19 protein-coding genes are annotated in these 19,316 nt (G+C 40.5%); 7 read left to right on the top strand and 12 right to left on the bottom strand.

Features of this window, described 5'->3' with window-relative positions; all coding sequences use genetic code 11:
* The coding region (locus QW284_03765; GenBank protein MEM0338783.1) for a hypothetical protein at positions 1 to 205 on the top strand (205 nt) is incomplete at its 5' end.
* 439 nt (positions 206 to 644) lie between these two features.
* Here QW284_03765 and QW284_03760 read toward each other — a convergent pair.
* The 4 genes from QW284_03760 to QW284_03745 all read right to left on the bottom strand — a co-directional run bounded on the left by QW284_03760 (position 645) and on the right by QW284_03745 (position 4,923).
* A complete protein-coding gene (locus QW284_03760) occupies positions 645 to 1,739 on the bottom strand; it encodes an ABC transporter ATP-binding protein (GenBank protein ID MEM0338782.1) in 1,095 nt (364 codons plus the stop codon).
* 67 nt (positions 1,740 to 1,806) lie between these two features.
* Complete coding sequence (locus tag QW284_03755) at positions 1,807 to 2,709, bottom strand: carbohydrate ABC transporter permease (GenBank protein MEM0338781.1); 903 nt, start codon at positions 2,707 to 2,709, stop codon at positions 1,807 to 1,809.
* Positions 2,696 to 3,586: a sugar ABC transporter permease gene (locus tag QW284_03750; GenBank protein ID MEM0338780.1), complete on the bottom strand. Its 891-nt coding sequence runs from the start codon at positions 3,584 to 3,586 to the stop codon at positions 2,696 to 2,698. The genes QW284_03755 and QW284_03750 overlap by 14 nt, the downstream gene beginning before the upstream one ends.
* Before the next feature lie 20 nt (positions 3,587 to 3,606).
* Complete coding sequence (locus QW284_03745; protein MEM0338779.1) at positions 3,607 to 4,923, bottom strand: extracellular solute-binding protein; 1,317 nt, start codon at positions 4,921 to 4,923, stop codon at positions 3,607 to 3,609.
* Here QW284_03745 and QW284_03740 point away from each other — a divergent pair.
* A complete protein-coding gene (locus QW284_03740; protein ID MEM0338778.1) occupies positions 4,922 to 5,218 on the top strand; it encodes a hypothetical protein in 297 nt (98 codons plus the stop codon). The genes QW284_03745 and QW284_03740 overlap by 2 nt on opposite strands.
* A 327-nt stretch (positions 5,219 to 5,545) precedes the next feature.
* Here the strand turns inward: QW284_03740 and QW284_03735 are convergent, their stop codons facing one another.
* On the bottom strand, positions 5,546 to 6,898 hold the full coding sequence (locus QW284_03735) for a carbohydrate kinase family protein (protein MEM0338777.1): 1,353 nt from the start codon (positions 6,896 to 6,898) through the stop codon (positions 5,546 to 5,548).
* 79 nt (positions 6,899 to 6,977) lie between these two features.
* Between QW284_03735 and QW284_03730 the strand changes: the two genes are divergently transcribed.
* Genes QW284_03730 through QW284_03720 form a run of 3 tightly spaced genes read left to right on the top strand, consistent with a single transcriptional unit; the run spans position 6,978 to position 10,246 of the window.
* The gene (locus tag QW284_03730; GenBank protein ID MEM0338776.1) at positions 6,978 to 7,784 is read left to right on the top strand and encodes an ECF transporter S component; all 807 of its coding nucleotides are present in this window, start codon (positions 6,978 to 6,980) and stop codon (positions 7,782 to 7,784) included.
* A gap of 6 nt (positions 7,785 to 7,790) precedes the next feature.
* Positions 7,791 to 9,473 carry an energy-coupling factor transporter ATPase gene (locus QW284_03725; GenBank protein MEM0338775.1) on the top strand — a complete coding sequence of 561 codons (1,683 nt, stop codon included), beginning with the start codon at positions 7,791 to 7,793 and terminating at the stop codon, positions 9,471 to 9,473.
* A 2-nt stretch (positions 9,474 to 9,475) separates the two neighbouring features.
* On the top strand, positions 9,476 to 10,246 hold the full coding sequence (locus tag QW284_03720; GenBank protein MEM0338774.1) for an energy-coupling factor transporter transmembrane component T: 771 nt from the start codon (positions 9,476 to 9,478) through the stop codon (positions 10,244 to 10,246).
* Positions 10,247 to 10,343: 97 nt separating this feature from the next.
* Here QW284_03720 and QW284_03715 read toward each other — a convergent pair whose 3' ends face one another.
* From QW284_03715 to QW284_03685, 7 genes are all read right to left on the bottom strand, one after another.
* A complete protein-coding gene (locus tag QW284_03715; GenBank protein ID MEM0338773.1) occupies positions 10,344 to 11,249 on the bottom strand; it encodes a hypothetical protein in 906 nt (301 codons plus the stop codon).
* Positions 11,250 to 11,624: 375 nt separating this feature from the next.
* Positions 11,625 to 12,203 (bottom strand): PaREP1 family protein, encoded by a 579-nt coding sequence (locus QW284_03710; GenBank protein ID MEM0338772.1) that lies wholly within the window; start codon positions 12,201 to 12,203, stop codon positions 11,625 to 11,627.
* A 340-nt stretch (positions 12,204 to 12,543) separates the two neighbouring features.
* Positions 12,544 to 12,939, bottom strand: coding sequence for a nucleotidyltransferase domain-containing protein (locus QW284_03705; GenBank protein MEM0338771.1), 396 nt, complete (start codon positions 12,937 to 12,939; stop codon positions 12,544 to 12,546).
* Complete coding sequence (locus QW284_03700; GenBank protein ID MEM0338770.1) at positions 12,929 to 13,312, bottom strand: HEPN domain-containing protein; 384 nt, start codon at positions 13,310 to 13,312, stop codon at positions 12,929 to 12,931. The genes QW284_03705 and QW284_03700 overlap by 11 nt, the downstream gene beginning before the upstream one ends.
* Before the next feature lie 588 nt (positions 13,313 to 13,900).
* Entirely contained in the window at positions 13,901 to 15,145 is a 1,245-nt protein-coding gene (locus QW284_03695) for a hypothetical protein (GenBank protein ID MEM0338769.1), read from the bottom strand.
* 105 nt (positions 15,146 to 15,250) lie between these two features.
* Positions 15,251 to 16,669, bottom strand: a complete 1,419-nt coding sequence (locus QW284_03690) for a sodium:solute symporter family protein (GenBank protein MEM0338768.1) — start codon at positions 16,667 to 16,669, stop codon at positions 15,251 to 15,253.
* A complete protein-coding gene (locus QW284_03685; GenBank protein MEM0338767.1) occupies positions 16,666 to 16,863 on the bottom strand; it encodes a hypothetical protein in 198 nt (65 codons plus the stop codon). Before QW284_03685 ends, QW284_03690 begins: the two co-directional genes overlap by 4 nt.
* A gap of 174 nt (positions 16,864 to 17,037) precedes the next feature.
* Between QW284_03685 and QW284_03680 the strand changes: the two genes are divergently transcribed.
* Positions 17,038 to 18,204 (top strand): cystathionine gamma-synthase family protein, encoded by a 1,167-nt coding sequence (locus QW284_03680; GenBank protein MEM0338766.1) that lies wholly within the window; start codon positions 17,038 to 17,040, stop codon positions 18,202 to 18,204.
* Between the two features lie 103 nt (positions 18,205 to 18,307).
* Positions 18,308 to 19,312 carry a hypothetical protein gene (locus tag QW284_03675; GenBank protein MEM0338765.1) on the top strand — a complete coding sequence of 335 codons (1,005 nt, stop codon included), beginning with the start codon at positions 18,308 to 18,310 and terminating at the stop codon, positions 19,310 to 19,312.
* The last annotated feature ends 4 nt before the right edge of the window (positions 19,313 to 19,316 follow it).

Below are 19,316 nucleotides of genomic sequence, written 5' to 3'. Positions count from 1 at the left end.
ATTCACAGAACTACAAAAATATGTTGCAGAGAGGCTTGGGGTGGAGGTGGGGAGATACATACACATAGCAGACTCGTACCACGTATACGAAAGAGACTGGAAATGGTTTAAAACATTCGTAGAACAGATAAACAGCGGAGAATCGAGAAAAAGATGGAAAACAACAGAAGAATACATGAAAATGACACAAGCAGTAAAACAGTAGATCACTAGATCCACATAAAGCTAACAGTTTTGTGGGAATAAGACCTCAAGAACCCATAAGTTCAACTCTAAATAGCATGAAATACCTCTACTCCTAATTCTGTCTTCACTTAATTAAGCATTATTTAAAACTTATGCTTAGTCTTTTGAGAAATCTTATACCATCATCTAACACCTATAAAGTGGACAAAGCCTAGTTAAGTATACAAACAATCTTGCCAAAATAATGTAATAAATTTCAATAAAGTTTGTAGTAGGATTTGCTAGCTAGTTCGTTAATGTAGAAAGAACTTTAGGACTTCCTTTGACCTGTAACTCATTTAGTATCAATTGTTTTTAGCTAATTATATTGTATAAATAACATTTTTAATGAGGATATAGTGAAAACAGCTGAATAATAACAAAAATAGTATGAGCCCTCAATAATGTAAATCAATAATTTACATTATCGCAGTTCCTGTACTTTTATCGAATATATGTATTTTGTTTAAATTAAACTTGATGTATATATCACTTCCCATATCCGCCTTTATAACTCCTAAATACTTCACCTTAATAATATGTTCACCGATTTTTATATCTATAATGGTTTCTGACCCCAGTGGTTCCAATACATATATTTTCCCTTTTATTGCATTTTCATCTGTTGCACTAGTTATTGAAATGTCCTCAGGTCTTATACCAACTACAATTTCAGTTCCCGTCAAGATTTTTTTACTTAGTTCAGCACCTAGATTGTGTGGCAGTTTCATGGAAAATCCCTCTCCTTCTATAAGGTACTCGTTATTTGATTGTTTAAATATTGCATCTATAAAGTTCATTGGAGGAGATCCAATGAAACCCCCTACAAATATTGTTCTAGGGTTATTATAGATCTCTTCAGGTGTACCTATTTGCTCTATCATCCCTTTGTTCATAACAACTGCTCTGTCCGCCATAGTCATTGCTTCCACTTGATCATGGGTAACATAGATAGTTGTTATTCCTACTTCTTTTTGTAGTCTCTTAAGTTCAGCCCTCATTTGTACCCTCAAAAGTGCATCCAAATTACTCAAAGGTTCGTCCATGAGCCATACCCTCGGATTTCTTACAAGAGCTCTTGCAAGAGCTACACGCTGTTGTTGGCCCCCAGATAATTGATGTGGATGCCTATCAAGCAGATCCTCAATTCTAAGTAGTTTTGCTATTTCTTTTATCCTCTTGTCTATCTCAGATTTAGAATATCTTCTTAACTTTAAAGGAAAGGCAATAATGTCGTACACTTTCATATGAGGATATAAAGCATAATTTTGAAAAACCATAGCCACATCTCTATCCTTGGGGGGCAGATCAGTAACATCCTCACCATCAATATATACCCTACCAGTATCAGGAGTTTCGAGACCTGCGATAATTCTTAGAAGAGTTGTTTTTCCACATCCTGAGGGCCCTAACAATACAAGAAATTCCTTATCATATACTTTAAAAGATGCATTGCAAACAGCTACGGTTTTTCCAAATCTTTTAGATATGTTTACTAGCTCCAAATGCGCCATTTATCTCACCATCCGCACAATAAGTATTTACATGCATTGGTTAAAAATTTTGCTCTAGATGCCTTTATCATCTTTTTATACCTGATAGTGTAAATGCTTCGACAATCCATTTTTGGGTGAACACATATAGTATTACTATCGGCAGTATGTATACGAGTGTAGAGGCGGCAAGTGCACCTAGATGAGGCAACATCTCACCTCCACCACCATATACGTATCTCACTGTTGCAACAACCAATGGTAAGGTGAATTTATCTTTGCTATTAATAGCTATTAGGGGCCATAGGAAGTAGTTCCAAGACCATAGGAAATTCATTACTGTGGCTACGCCAATGGCTGGTTTTATTAGTGGAAAGATTATTCTAAAGAATATCTGATAGTCATTGGCGCCATCAACTCTTGCAGCATCTATGTAATCCCTAGGAATTTGCATGATATAGCTTCGTGTGAAGAATATGGTCCAAGCTCCTACCAGATTAGGTGCTATTATAGCAAATAAATTGTCGATAAGCCCTAGTTTAATTATTAAGTAGTACCACGGCACAACAAGCATAGCTTCTGGCAAAATATATTTCAATATGATTGCCACAAATAGTACCTCCTTCAGTTTATATCGGTGTATAACGAAGGAGAATCCTGCCATTGTTGAGAAAAGTAACGCCGATGATGTAACACCAAATGATACGACTAGGCTATTGAATAGAGCTTTACCAACATCGGCTCCAAATTTTGCTATAATTTCAAATCCTTCCAATGTTGGATTTTCTGGAACGAAAGTTGGAGGAACTTTATAGGCTTCTCCATATGATTTAAACGCTGTTATCACTAGAAAGTATAGCGGTATTACTATGGAGAGTATGGTGAAAATCATTACCACATTTGCAAATATGTTAAACGTGTTAATGGATTTTCTTCCGCTTCTTATAGCACCTTTACTTCTCTCGTTACTTACATAACTACCACTTTTCATATCCACGATACCACCTGAGCTGTAATATTGTGATACCTAGTACAAGCAAAACAGAAAAAACCGATACTGCACATGCATAACCTGCATTACCTTTCTCAAACGCTTCCAGATATATGTACAGTCCGAGCAATAGAGTGGCTGTTCCTGGCCCTCCCTTTGTGAGCACATATATCGAGTTAAAGACAAACCAAGACATCATGACTATTGATGCTGTCACAAACACTATGATGGGTCTTAACAGTGGAATTACAACTCTTGTATAGATTTGCCAATCACTTGCGCCATCAACTCTTGCAGCATCTATGTAATCCCTAGGGATACTCTTGAGGCCTGCATAGATAACAAGAGCACTAAAGCCTGTGTTCTTCCATATAGAGTATAGTATCACCATAGGCAATGCCATAGCCGGATCGTAGAACCACGCGGAGGTCGGCAATCTAAGCAGAGACAATATATAGTTTACATAACCACTAGGACCGGGCCCGAACATTATTAGCCACATGGTGGCGGCGGCAACATCTGGCAAAACATAGGGTAACAACATTAAATATCTGGTTACTTTCGAAAGACGTGTATCCCTACTATATACAGATATAGCTAAAATGAGACCTAGAGCAACTGAACCCGCGACTACAGTGACTACGAATATCAAAGTTAGGGTTAGCGATTTCCAGAATAATGCAGTATTAAACATTTTATCATAATTCTTTAGCCCTATCCATTGTGGTTCACCAGTCAAACCCCATTTTGTGAAGCTAAAGTATATGAGTAGTCCCAGTGAATAATAGTGAAATATTGAAAAAACAATTAATGTTGGAAGAAGGAATGGAAGAGCTTTTAAAAAATCATTTTTCTTTAGAGCTTTTTTGGTGATCATTCTTATTCCCTTATCCCCATTTACTTGCAGGCATTTTTAGCCTCATTTGCAATATCTAATATTCTGCTTGCTAACTCATTTAGACCGTCATCTAGACTAGTCTCCTTCAGGTATATTCGTGCTAGGATTTGGCCTGCCTCAGTAAGTATCGTCCCTATATTTGGATGTAATACTCTAGAGTAACCTGATTTAGCTATCTCAATTAGTTGCTGGAATACTGGTTGATCAAATGGTGGTTCGTTGGCTAGATCCTTCCAGGGTGGGAACATGTATATTTCATTGTATAGCTTCTCCCTAACCTCCTTATGTGTTGCTAGCCAGCATAGGAATTGAAATGCCCACTGCTGTTTCTCTGGCGGGCTTTTTGCATTAACACTTACCAAGTGTCCATCGAAAAGTGTTCTCGGAGATATAGTTTCGTTTGCCACTGGTATCGGGCAGAAGTGAACCCCTATGATTCTTCCTGTTTGCGGGTCTTTGAATCTGCCTGGGTTAATGGATAGAAGTGCATTTACTATCTCTGCTGGTTCTCTAGGAACAATTATAGAATCTTGCTCATTTGCAAATCCGGTGACATCGCCTGGAAAACCCGGGTCATAGATCTTGTACTTGTAGATTACATCTAGGTATAGCTTCTGGGTAAGTTCTTTAGCTAATGCAGAGTTTACATCTGTTACCCAACTTCCGTTCTTGCATGTGAGGACATATCCTCCAGTTGCAAAGAGTAGCGTAAACCACTTATCAGAGATTCCCCCTACATTACCTCCTACACGTACAAAGAGACCCGATCTTACGAGATTTCCTTTTTCATCGTATTTTGTGAGCTTCTTTGCCACATCTATTAGCTCATCCCATGTTTTGGGACACCAATCCTTGGGTATGCCAGCTTCTTCAAGATGATACTCGTTTACGGCCAGCACCTTGGGTCCAACAGCTCTAAGACTTGGAAATCCATACATTCTAATCTTTCCGTCAGGTCCCCAGAGATACAGCATCCTATCAAAAGGTTGTAGCACTAATTGATTAATTATTGCTTGGAGATATGGAGGCATTTCAGCGAGATATCCATCATAAGCCAATACAGCCATGTATGGCTCGTCAACCATTATGATGTCTGGCCCTTGACCTGCGCCAGTTGATTGCTCAACTTTCATTACAAACTCTAAATTAGAGAGCTCTGGAAATACTGTGAACTCTATTTTTACATTAGGATGCTCTTGCTCCCAAAGATTTATAACCTCTTTAATTTTCTCATCTGTAAGTGTTATAGCTTGCCATTTCCAGAACTTTAATGTTATTGGTGTTGATGGTTCTGGAAGTGATGGACAAGCAAGCATGGGTGTTGTAGTTGTAAGAGGGGAAGTTGTTGCAGGAATAGTAGAAGTAGAGATAGGAGCAGTTACAGTCCCAGTTGCGATCGTTGCTGTAACAGTAAAGGCAACAGTAGTAGCAGTTTTTATAGTGGTGGTAACAGTAGTAGTGACAGTGGTAGTAACGGTTTTACTGGGGGCAACAAAGTACATGGCACTACCAACAATAATAGCGGTCAGGACAACAGCTACTATTAGCGAAAGAGATTGTCGCATCTTTTCACCTATCTATGTCAGAGTGCATGCCATTAGGCGACTATAAAAGTTTTTGTATTAAATACATTGTATAATGCTATATCTTATCTCACTAATTAATAAATGTATAAATGTATGAAATAGGTTCTCACATCTCTTATTTCAAAGCCATAGTATCAGAATTTAATTTCGTTATGCAACAAAATTCATAAATTTATAGGATTTATATGAAGTAGTATACAAAAATGTTATAGAGGATATGAGGAGGGTACACTAGGAGGGTCTATAGACTTTCAACAACTGCCTATTCACAATACGTGTGTAACATAAGCTGGAATGTCTCTTGCTGACCTTTGACTGAGGGATTATTTGCGATATCCAATGTGGCCATGCATTACTGTGCCAAGCTGTTTATTGTGATCAGCTTTCTTGGCCCCAGTTGAGATAGTGAAGTAGAAGCAGTTTTAACAGCTTTCTCTACAGCTTTCTCTATATCCAGTTCTCTGAGTAGCATGTATATGAAGACAGCTGAGAACATGTCTCCAGCGCCTATAGGATCCAAGACAACTGTTTGTGGAGATTCTATTTTCTTTGGTTCTGTCCGTGGGTAGCTGTAGATCTCGGCTCCTCTGCTCCCCAGTGTTATTATTAGATGTTTTATTCCGTGGTCATAGAATGTTTTTGGGATGTCAAACCCTTTTCTGGAGAACAACTCAGCTTTATCCTCGTTTAGGATTACTATTGGGCTTTGTCTAAACACTAGTAAGACTTCTTCGAGGAAATACTGAATAGCCTCCATGTTGGGTCTATATACAATGAGCTTCTCCCCACCAATTTCTCTAATGAGCTTTACATATAAGTTGTTTATGCCCTCCCCCAAATAAACTGCTTTAGCTCTTCTACATGCCTCAACTATCTTCTCAGACAATTCTGTTACAACTGGTGGTCTACCTCTATCATATCTACATTCAATCTTTATCTTGTCACCATGAACAATACTGCAAATAGATGGTTCTGCATTCTCATCGAATATGGATAAACTTATATCCACCCCTTCCCTAGCAATGCTATAGGCTGATTGAAGTCCTATGACATCTGTTGAGAACCTTGATACAAAGCCTGTTTTTAGCCCAAGTCTAGATAAAGCTACAGCGACATTAGCTCCCGATCCTCCAAAAAATATTTTATAGCTATGGGTTATATACACATCGAGAGCATTTGAGCCAAAGACGATGACATCAAAATCTTTGTACCGAGGTTTTACAAGGAATGATCTAACAATATCCGCAATATCTATATAGCTATTTTGGGGGATAGAGAATTTTGATGCAAAACTTGTGATCTTCTCTATAAATTCTCTAACTATCTCTGTTAGATATATCTTTACAGTATCTCTATCAAGTTCTTGGGGGTCTCTGAACAGTAGATTGTACCATTTGCCGAGTTCGGTAAGTCTATAGCATTTTACCTTGACCCTTCTCTTACCCCTCTTCTCAACCCTATACTTTTCTGAAAGGATACTCAATGAAGCAAGCTTTTTTAAAATAGCTATAACAGTCTTGTTAGAGTGCATCCTAAGGCTCTTTACTATATCGCTTTGACATAGATCTTCATCCCATTTAAACAATCTAAGAACGTCTATGGTTATCTTAGATGAGAAAAGAGTTGATAGAAATAAGGCCCTTTTATCCACATCTATTGGCATAAAGACTATGAAAGGCCAAAAGTTGTTCTCTTTATTGCTCATGGCCTATTCCTCGCTGTGTAGTTTTCTTGCCTAGCAAAGCTTAAGTTTTCTTGTGTAGCATGCTACACAGGGATAAAGAATGTCGTTGAAAGAAGGTTTAGGTGCGAGATATAGGGCATCGCTTATAGTGGCCTTTGCAGGTATTGGCGCTGCAATATACTACATATTGTTGTGGCTACCAGGCATACCTGTAATTGGGTTGCCAAATATAAGGATGGAGATTGGTGCTTCACTATCACCTGTATTCGGAATTGTTCTAGGGCCTTACATAGGGTTTTTGGCTGTACTCATAGGGAATGCTATAAAGACCTTTGTTCCTACGCCAAACATTTATGGGGTTCCATTTTTGCTTGCAGCACCCTTATCAGCTTTTGGTGCTGGAATGCTTGTGAAGAAGAGGTGGGTTGAGGTATCCATAGTCATGCTAGCAATGCTTATAGCATCAATATTTACACCGCCATTCTATCCTGTGACGGAGTATTGGTACGTATATCTAGTGGCATTTTACGACAAAATTGCTGCATTAATTCTCACACCAATCTTAATGATAATTGTGAATAGGATTAGCAAAAAGCAAAACACATTCCTATTTTACATAGCTCTATACATTACGATGTTCATTAGTAGAGAGCTTGACAAGGCTTTTGGCTGCTTCATATTTGCACTACCACAGGTGTATAGAGATATATTTGGCATCACCAAAGTCTCTAAAGTGAGGAGCCTGTATCTTGTGAGCCCAATGTTCTACCTAGTGGAGTATGTCCTAGAGGCTATAGTGGCGTTTGTCGTGGCCATACCGCTTATAAAGGCTCTAACTAGAGTGCCAGGACTATCCGAAATTCTGCACATAAGGTATTTGAGGGAGTGGCAAGGCAGTAGAAAGTGATAGGGTGTGGCCATAGAGGTTAGAAACCTAACATATTTTTACCCAAACTTAGATACCCCAGCTTTGCAAGACATAAACTTTAAAATTGATTATGGAGAGTTTGCTATCATAACAGGCCCGTCTGGTGGGGGCAAGTCAACACTTTGCAAAATCTTGACAGGTTTAATACCTGGGATTTATGGTGGGAGGCTTAGTGGAGAGGTATATATTGATGGAATCAACGTAATCGAGAAGGGGGTTAGAGGGGTTATAGGCAGGGTCGGTGTTGTTCTACAGGTTCCCGAAAACCAGATTGCTAATTTGCTTGTAGAAGAGGAGCTTACTTTCGGACTTGAGAATCTTTTGTATGACCCTAGAGTAATTAGGGAGAGGATATATGAGGTTTCAAAAAATCTTGAAATTCAACATCTACTGAACAGGACAACATATACCTTGTCTGGTGGAGAGGCCCAGAAGGTGGTTATCGGCAGTGTTCTCGTCTACAAGCCGAAGATTCTGATATTAGATGAGCCACTGGCACACATAGACCCCACTAGCGTAGAGAATCTGCTTTCCATTCTCACTAGAGTCAATCGAGAAAATGGCATAACTGTTGTGGTTATTGAGCATAGATTATCGGAGTTGCTTGGATATGCAACAAGAGTAATCGTTTTGAATAAGAAGATAATTTTTGATGGCAGAGCCAAGGACAGTATACAATATCTCATTGAATCTGGTGTAGAGGTACCCCCTGTCACAGAGCTTGCTATTAGTATTGGTGTGAAACCCATTTTCTCTGTAGAGGATGCTGCCAAAGTCTTAGGTAGATACTTAACTCAAGGAGTATGTAAGTGCAGAAATGTTGATACTAGTAGAAATGCAGTAGGATCTGAAGGCAAAGAGGTTGCAATATCGTTAGACAATGTTTGGTATGCTTATTCAGGTAACAAATATGTTTTAAGGGGTATTAATCTGAATATCTACAGGGGGGAGATGCTTGCTATTGTAGGCCCCAACGGCTCTGGAAAAACAACTCTCATAAAGCACTTCAACGGTCTTTTGAAGCCTGTGAGAGGCTATGTGAAGGTTTTTGGCAAAGACACGAAGATGTATAGTGTGGCTGAGCTGGCTAGACATGTTGGCATAGTGTTTCAGAACCCACTTCACCAATTCTTTGAGGAGGCAGCAATAAAGGAGATAATGTTTACTCTGAGGAACATGGGAGTAGAATGTTCAGAAGATAAAGCGATGAAAATCCTTGACATGTTTAAACTGAGGCACGTCGCTTATAAATCTCCATATGAACTCTCTGTTGGCGAGCAAAGAAGACTAGCTATAGCAAGTATCGTTGCCTACGAACCAGACGTTATTGTATTAGACGAACCCACAGCAGGTATAGACTATGCGCTCAAGATGGAGCTCCTAGAAATAATTAGTAGACTTCGGGAAAAGAACAAAACGATAGTTGTAGTCACACATGACATGGAGTTCTTGTCTAAAGCAAATGTGGATAGAGTTATCGTTATGTATAACGGTAGGGTCGTTGATGAGGGGAGTCTTAGAGATGTTCTGTACCTGCCAAAGACAGAAGAGAATAATGTGTTGCGTCTTCCACAAATAGTGAGACTGGCAAAGACCTTAAAACTAGATATCTGTGCAAATCCGTTGAACGCTAAGGAATTTGCGGAGATTATTAAAAGGTGTTTTTAGCAATGGCAAAAAGATTCTTTGAGGACATAGCTATTGCATTGAGCTTTAATGAGGATAGGGGGTTCTACCATTTCCTAGACCCAAGAACAAAGTTGTTCTACATAACTTCGACAGTTGTTGCCATCATAGCTGTGAATAGTATTGCTGGGTTGGCGATCTTAGCTTTAATCAACATTGGCATGGCAACGCTCTATAAAGATATTCTAACAAAGCTTTCCAGTTTTATAAAGGGCTTGGCACCATTCATAGTCATTATAATGGGTCTGAACATACTGCTGCCAATAATGTTTGCAGAAACAATTGATTGGATAGAAATCCTCGAGGCCCAAGCAAAAGCCCTTATGCGTATAGTTGTATTGGCAATCCCCATACTCATATTAGTGGCTACCACCACCCCATCAGACCTCATTCAGGGGCTTGCAAAAATGGGCATTAGATACACATATCTATACCCATTCATAGTGGCTTACAGGTTCATTCCATTGATATTCACAGAAATGAAGAACATATATGATGCTCAGAGATCTAGGGGACTAGAACTAGAGAAGGGTGGTATTAGACAAAAGGTGAAGTCGCTCACACCAATACTGATACCAACTACTATATGCTCGCTTCTCAGAGCAAAGGACTTGGCAGAGGCCCTCGAAATCAAAGGGTTTGGATATAGCACAAGGAGAAGTTTTTACAAAAGCCTTAGAATGGGGAAAAGAGACTATGTGTTCATGGCAATAATCACAGCTGCATACATCATTACAGCGATAATATGCCCCTAAATTCGCTCCAACAGGATTGTATTCTCTATTTATTCTTCTCCTTACACAATAAAACAAATAGATGTTATTGAAAATGCGCCATCCCAAGCCCTCTGATTCAAATCTTCGAAGACATATCGACTTGCCTTTCTCTGATCCTCTGCCCTCTAGCGACTAGAATGACTATTGCTATCAGAAGAGCTACTGAGACTGCTCCAAGGGTGTAGTTTAGTGCTTTACTGAGTGCCAGTTCATTTGATATGGCATTGTATTTTGTTTGGAGGTCGCTGTAGCTTGATTGTAATTCGTTATATTTTTTGGATAGATTGTTATATTCTCTATTGAGATATTCGTAGTTGGAAGAGAGTTTGGTGTAATTCGATTGAAGATTGGTGTACTCGCTCACAAGCTTGTTGTACTTATCCTCTAGGGTGCTATACATCGATTTTAGATTATTGTAATCAGAGATTAGGTTCATGTACTTTGAAAGTGTTTCGTTGTGTTCTAATATCAATCTACTATAGCTTTGTTGTAGAGATTGGTAGCTCTCTAGAAGAATTGTTAGATATGCAACATTGAAGCAGCTTCTATGTGTGTAGCTCCTCTGGATGAGCAGTTCGTAGCGAGACCAGCTCAGATAGACACAGCCGTAGATTAGACCGGAGTCCACGTCCGATGGTATTGAAATGCTGTACGTCTCATCTCTCACAACACCGGAAGATAGATCGATACCCTGCAGGTGGTACCAGCCATAGCTCCACGAGCCATATCCGTAGTTTCTAGAGCCTCTCAATTCCAGATAGACTGTAACACTATATAGATTCTCGAGAGCCTCCACCCTAACCCTAACAACAATATTTCCACCAGCCCTCGCCTGATAGGGTGCATAAACCTGTAGACGCAAACCCTCATACTCATAGCTGTACACAAGCCTAGACTCAGACAAAACATCTGGCACTACAGCAAATACCGATACAAACAATGTTAACAGTATTGCCAAAACTGATGAAAACGATTCTCTCATGAAAAACACCTAATGTAGCGTATTAGACCCAAACTTAAAAACATTAATCAAATCAACTCAACCAGCTAACACCCCCAACCTCCCCAAAACCAAATTTTAAATCTTATAGGCTTTTGATCCTAGAAAATAGAATTCCAGACCTTTCATCTCTTTCCATTATCTGCTACTAAACCCTTAAAAACTTTCATCTGCTCATTGCATAATCTATGGAAGTCTCTGGTGGAGACGAGCTTCCGTAGGTGTTGAATTAAATTATCGCAGCCTTGACCTGTATCAGATTACAAGATTCAGATATTGATTAATCGAGATGCGTGGATGTAGTTGTTAGGAACGGAGTTTGGAGAATGCGCCGAATGCTTTCAAAGCATTTGCGAATTAAATGACTTTCGTGGTTTGATAGAGAAAGATCTTGTTCAAAGTCTTGTTCTCTACATTATGGAGAAGGACAGAAATATAGGAGTTGGTAGCAAAAGGCCTGTGTTGCTGTATAACTATTGTGCATAGATGCTGTAGACTCTTTAATGAGACTCTATACTTTGCAGAGATTATCTTCTTTGTTTCTATCACAATCTTCTCTATGTATGGCAGCCTTGCTCTAATGTCTTCAGCGTCGAGATTTGCTTCGTGGAAGCCCCATACATGAAGTGCCCATGCATGGTTCCAGGAGCCTAGTATCCACTCCCCGATTTTCTGAGCAGCCCTCAGAACAGCCTTCTCCAGCTCTGTCGCAGTCCATCTACCCCTCTCCTCAGCCTCTACAACTATTTCCTCAAGGTTTAGATATGGGGCTAGGGCCTTTACACACCCCCCAGCAGCCTTGTAGAGCTTCTCACTCGCTTGAACAGGATCTCCATCAATTAAATTCCTACCCTCTTCAAGATGCTTTTCCGCCAGCGTAATATGCGCCACAACCTGAGAACATTCAAAAGCCCTTTTTGGATCTGTAACCACCATCTACAACACCTCAAAAACTTCTACAATTTAGCCTTTAAATTTTAGAGACTTTATGTTAAATGATCATAAAAACGCCTTGCTTCGAAGGACGAGGCTTTCAGTTGTAAGAGTATGTCCTATGATTGATGAAGTTCATTGAATTCAATGGAATAGATGCAAAGAGCAAACAGTAAAAAGCTATATTAAAAAGAAAAGCTGTATGTAGCACTGCATTGATGAGCCCATAGCTGAAGCAGATCATCGAATATTTGTGTATAGCTTTATTGACTTCCGCGGTTGAAGTATTCTGAGGTTGGCTGATAGTGTTTTGGAGAAGCCTTGATCTTGTATCGTATTTTTGCTACTGCTCGGAGATTTCGATCCATGTTTTTCCCCTTCTAACATATCTTCTCCTCACATCTTCATAGATTTTCATTACCATTGTGTAAAACTCTTTGTCTGCGTATAGGACAGCACCTTCATCTAGTATTTCGAGTAGAAATGTGCTGCCAGATCTAAGTTTCTTGAGGAACACCTCTGTGTTGAAGCCTATGGGGTTGACACTAGGATACCTAGCGTCTCGCAACATTGAGAACGCTTCTCTAGGGTCTTTCGGGAGGTTATCTGCAACAACCAAAATATCAATATCGCTTTCATCTGTGTAGTTCCCCCTCGCCCTAGAGCCAAAGAGCACAACAAGTTTTAGCGAAAACCTATTTCTATAGCTTTCAACCAAGCTCTTCAAATCATCTAACAATGCTCTTCACCCACTCTACAATCCTCTTAGCACATTCCAAACATCTATCGGCATCTTCTCTAGAGTAGTAGTCTAGAGGGGCACCCTCATCATATACATCTGGGTATCTAGTGGGGATATAGTGTTTATCTAACTCTAAAACACATCTCCTCACATCCTCTGGCACCTCAACAGAAACCTCAGAAACTAGGTAGAGGAGCGAGTGGCCTCTCCTCTCTCTATGAAAATAGTTTAGAAGAGCCTTAACAGCCTTCTCAGCAGCCTGATGAGACTCGAAACACGCCTCCTCATACAAACCCTCACGATAGTTAATATGCGCAGAACTCAAATTCCTCTCAGACTGTCTCAGCCAATCCATATATCTAGAAACCAATGATCCCCACCACACAGTAATGTATAGAGCAGACACTTATATCCTCCACCTTCATTTCACATTCTCCCTAGCCCTTACCACGATTCAGACAAGGGTCTCGAAAACCCAAGATTACACGCCATATTCATTGACTTAAAGGCTTATAAAACTTTATAACCTTAGAATAAGCTAGAACAATCATAAAATACATCCATTATTCTGGTCTCCCACACTGTTACTAGACATCAACACCACGTATCAATATTTAGACACTCCCTGCAGTTTGTCAGCAACATTTTAATAGATATGTTCAAACCCAATGAAACCTAACATCTTCTTGATGATGCTCTAAAGAAAAGCTATGTGAGAAGAATGAGATGAAGTAGTTTGGAGAGAGCATAAAGATTTTGTGAAAATGCTTGGATGTAATGTCTTGTAATATGTCTTATGCTGAAGGGGCTGCATATTGATGACCCTTTCCAGGAGTTGCTGTCCCTAGCTAAACTCTGTTTTATAGAGAAAACTATACTTAACTAAATTGTTTAATCCTTAATCATCTCTCCCTACGCAAATTAAGGATCCAAACAATTTAGCTCTCATTATGCCACATCAACGATTTTGACGCTGTTCTCTCTTCAGCAGTGTTATAATTGTGATTGCTATGATTGTTGCTGCTAGAGAGACTATTCCTGCGAGTAAAGCTGTTGTTAGGTATGTTCCATTGAAATCTCTTGCCAGACCCCCTATTAGTGGCCCGACAATGGATGCTAGCATCACAGTCGATGTTTGTACACCGAGCAACTTCCCTATGTTCTCTCTACCGAATAGTGTTGGTATGAGAAGCATGTGGATTACAGGCTCTCCTCCATATGCTAGAAATCTTAGCCATAGCATTGTGATAACTGGGTACACACCATATCTAGTAAGGCTTAGAGCTAGGAGGACTGTAACGGTCTCTAGAGAATATAGAAGGGGAAGTGCCACAAAAACACTTAGCTGCATAGCGGCAAATCCCCATGCAAAGGCTCCTAAACTTTGCAGAATACCAGACACACTCATGACTAGTGGTACATAAACTTCACTTGCCACTTCTGCATCTACACCAGAAGCAATACAAAAATCTACTATTATAGGGGCTAAGAACTGCATAAGCATAGTTGAGGAGGTGGCTATGAGGAATATAGGTATAAGCGTCATTATAAAAGGCCTTGAAACTCCGCTAATACCTCTCGAAGCCTTTTGCGTTTCTGCTCTTTCTAACCTAAGGTTGGAGTATATTTTGCCACTTGCAATTATGATCGACAGAGAGATGAACGGCAATATTAGAAAGGGTGCAAACATGTCGAAACTCTTCATCATGACCTTTAAGAGTGGTGTCCACAGTGTTAGAGATAGATAGCTACTGCTCTGGGCAATGGCCAAGGCTACGTCTGGTCTAGTAGGGAATAGACTAACCAGGCTCGGATTGAAGGCTATTATGAGCGCAGGAGAGCCTAGACCCCCTACAACACTACTGGCATACCATAGCCACATCGATATGCTCCACGGATAGAACTTAACTGCGTACAAGAGTAGAGCTGATACAAGCTGTGTTATAGCACCTATGTAGATCACTATGCCGGGACCTCTTCTGTCATATAGTGTTCCTAGGAAAGGCGATGAAAATACTGCGGCAAGGCTTGTTAATGTGAAGCCTGTTGCTATAGGTGTAACAGCTTCTAGACCGAAGTAGCTCATCAAAGGTCTGAGAAAAATGGAGAAACTTGTTCTCCAGCCACCAACAGCAATTGCTGCAACAGCTACCAATACATATAGCCATTTTCCTCTTACTTTTTCTTCAGCACTATCAAACACTAGATCAACACCTTTGATTGCTGATTATGTTCAACACTAAAATTTAATTACTAAGATAAGTATTTAAACTTCGCTAAGTGGGCAAGGTATCTATCCATCCTTTCTCTATATGAGGAGCGGTATTGTCGATACTATTAGTATCCACAGTGGTGTTGGTACTCCAAAGGCTATTTGTGTTGTGAGCATCTTTGCAGGTCCGTAGAGGATTGTTGCATATATTGCTATAGCTTCTCCAAGTGCTAGTGATGCTACTGGTCTCCACCTACCTAAACCCTTTTTCAACATGCCCACAAGTGTTATTGGTGCTAGTGGGAGTAGGTAAGCTGATGATGCTACAGAGAGCTCTGCTACATACCCTATCCTAGCTATGGCAAATATTGTTGAAAGAACCATTATTATGGCTATTGATGTATATGAAAACGCTTTTGATGTTGATTCCCTTGGGTTTTTAGCTACCTTCTCATAGAGTTCTCTTGTAACTGCACTTGCAGCAGACAATACTATTGAGTCTGCCGTTGATATTGCAGCTGCTACTATGGATACGTAGACAATCGATGCTAGTATTGGATGGGACAGAGATATTATGTATGGTGCAACAGCATCTCTGTTGCCCATGAACTTGCCCACCATCCCAACACCCTCTAGATAAGCTCTATAGGCCAGCCCCAGAACAACGCAGAGAAGTGTGTAGATGAAGCCGTAGATGGAGAAGTATCTCACCATCCTTTTGTAGGCCCTCTCATCCCTCGGTATATAGATTCTTTGGACAACTTGTGGGTTTGTCAATGCAAAGAATATCCATGGGAGCGTCATACCAACAAACATCTGTGTGCTCCATGTGAACGACAGCAGATTCTGGTTTCTGGTCAATAGGTCTACAAACCTGTTCCAGTCTATCCCAGCTGACGGCAAGAGGAATTGCAACACCCACACAAAAAACGCTATAGCTCCTACAATCATCCATATCCCCTGAAAAGCATCTGTCGTTGCAACACTCCACAGACCGGCTACAACTGTCCACAAAGCTATTGCAATTGCTCCAAACAAGACGCCCATCTCATAGCTTATTCCAACAGCGTTGAAAACCTCTCCAATGCCCTTGAGCTGTGCTGATGTGTATGGCACTAATGCGAATAGGTAGAGGATGGCTACTATAATACCGAGTGCTCTAGAGCCATAAAAATCTGATAGCATGTCTGTTGGGCTGACCCACCCCCTAGCCCTAGCCTCATACCACATGTAGACACCTACAGTAGATAGTATGAGTATCGTCGAGGCAAGGTAGACAAGCTCAAAACCAAGAGATGCAACCCCAGTTGCGAATGTTAGACCTGCTAAACCAACCATCATAAAGGCACTATAGGTTGTTGCTGCATATGTCATAGCCGATATAAATCCCCCTACCCTATAGCCACCAACGAAAAACTCCTTTGATCCGACCCCCAGGTATCTCCTACTCAAAAAGGCTATTGCAGTACCCGAAACAAAGAATATTACAAGCATGACAATGAATATGAGGATCATTTCCTAGCCACCTCTCTAAACTCCTTCTCCAATAGAACAAAACCAATAACAATGCACACAACTGTTAATGCTGCCCAGTAGATGAAGAGCCCCATGGCATTGGCTCTGTATAGAAGGTTTGAGAAGGCTGGGCTCATAGGTGCGTAGAAAAGGGCCGCTAGAGCTATGTACAATAGTGCTAAGAGCCTTCTCATGTTTTCACCATTAAACGTTTGTACAAATACAAACAGGTTCTGGCTTAAAAGTCTTTATCTCCAATCCTAGATCGTTAGCTCGGATCACAACTATGGTATAGCCATAACGTTATTGTTAAATGAATAAAGCTTTTAAAGTATTTGATATGCAAGCGAATAGAGGTGAGAAACGCTTTGGCCAAACTCTCTACAGATGCTATTCATGGGCATGAGCATAGAGATGCCTTCGGATCTCACATACCGCCCATCTACCTAGGTGTGATATACGAATATATTGACTATGAGTCCGGAGATGCCATATTCATTGATAGGGGCAACTACCTTAGATATGGAAGAGAGGAGAACCCCACCACAAGAGCTCTCGAAAGAGTTGTTGCAAAACTTGAGAATACTGAGGATGCACTAGCGTTTAATAGTGGCATGGCCGCTATATCGACAACGTTTCTGTGGAGGCTTAGACCTGGGGACAGGGTCGTCATCCCGATGGAGCTATACAGCTCCACAATAGTTCTCCTCAACAACCTAGCCGAGAAACTTAGTCTGAAAATCGCCAAGGTCTGGCCTTCTGCAGAAGCAATAGTTGAGGCTGTAGACAGCAAAACATCTATGGTGTTTATAGAGACTATGACCAACCCCACAAACAAGGTTATAGATCTTGAGTATCTGTATAAACACCTAGACCTCTCTAAAACTCTTCTAGTAGTCGACAACACATTCACAACACCTGTAATCCTAAAACCAGTTAAATACGGTGCACACCTCGTTGTTCACAGCATGACAAAATACTTTGGAGGTCACAACGACGTTGTTGGAGGTGTTGTTGCGGGTTCCAAGAGCTACACAACTGTCTTGTGGGATTGGAGGAGAATGTTTGGGGGAATACTACAACCATTCGAATCATACATGATTCTAAGAGGTGTTAAAACACTTGAGGTGAGATTCGAGAAGCATAGCAGAAACGCCCAGGCGATCGCAGAGTATCTGGCTGATCACCCAAGAATTGAGGAGGTTATGTACCCAGGACTGAAGAGCAGTCCATACCACGAAATAGCGAAGAGAATATTTGAAAAACCGCTGTTTGGAGGGGTGATAAGCTTCAAAATAAAGGGCACCTATCAAGATGTTATAAAGTTCCTTAAAAGACTAAAGGTTATTAAGAGGTGTCCAAGCCTTGGGGGGACAGAGTCCATGGCCGTGCTGCCAGCAAAGGCAGGCTCAATGTTTATCGAGCCAGAGGATAGGGTGAAACTGGGAATAACAGAGAATCTGATCAGGCTTTCGGTTGGGCTAGAGGATGTTGAGGATCTGAAAGAGGATATATCGCAGGCACTCAACATCTAATACTGTATGAAAACAATACAGTTTTCCGCTCTATCCCTTGCTTTGATCAAATTTTATAATGTTTTTAATAAAGAGATAGATTCTGGGTTTCAGGTAACATTATATGGATGCGTATGAAAGCATCTTGGATATCCTGTCGAGGCATGCCGATGGGGTTCCACAGTCGTTTTTGTATAGGGCTCTACCCTTTTCCAAGTCCTATATTAGCATCGTTTTGAGAGAGCTTGAGAGAAGAGGTGTTGTTCATAGGGTTAGAATTGGCAACACATATATTGTTAGACTTGCCAAGCCATTTACTAAGAGCTTCCATGGAAAGAGGCTTGTTCTTGGAATTGTCTGGTCGAGCGAATACCTGTTTCTAGGACATTTTGCTAAAATGCTTAGAGACTCTCTTTCAATGGATCTGCATGTAAAGGTCTATCCAAACGCTGTTTCAGCCACTCTATCAATTTTAATGGGCGATGTCGATGCTGTTCTAAGCCCCCTCGCAACACAGCTCTACCTGTATCCAATTTCAAAGAGCTTTAAAATCGTTGGCGGTGGCGCAATCGGAGGTGGCTTTATATATGAGATTGGCGATGGCGCAGAAGGTGTTGTAGCGTCAAGCGAGCTTTCCACAATGGATCTATGCAGAGCTGTTGCAAGCGAGAAGAGATTGATCAACGAAGAAAGCGTTCTATATTTCACCAGCTCGCAACAGGCTATAGAGATCGCCAGAGGCAGAGGCGCTAGAAACATTGTTGCTTGGCACCCGATCACATATGAAATAGAGAAAATGGGTGGAAAAAGAATTGAGGAGTGTATAGAATTTGAGGAGACAAAACATTGTTGCACACTAGCAATCTCGGGTAGGGTGCCTCCTGAGGCAGTTGAGAAAATAGTTACTATCTATAGACAGTCGATAGACGCTTTCAAGAGAGAGCCCAGCAGGTTTCTCGACTGGTACTCAACATTAACAGGAATAGATGTTGCTCTCCTTAGAGATGCTCTAAGGATTTACAAATACGATGGAGAACTAGACTATAAAAGCATTGACAAACTATTGAAATTCATTAATATGAAGGTGCCCCATAGCCAGAAATTTGAGGATGCTTTTTACAGAATATAGCTTT

Origin of the sequence: Ignisphaera sp. (genome assembly GCA_038735125.1) — an archaeon.
GTDB lineage: Archaea > Thermoproteota > Thermoprotei_A > Sulfolobales > Ignisphaeraceae > Ignisphaera.
This window is presented reverse-complemented; position numbering and strand designations above follow the sequence as displayed.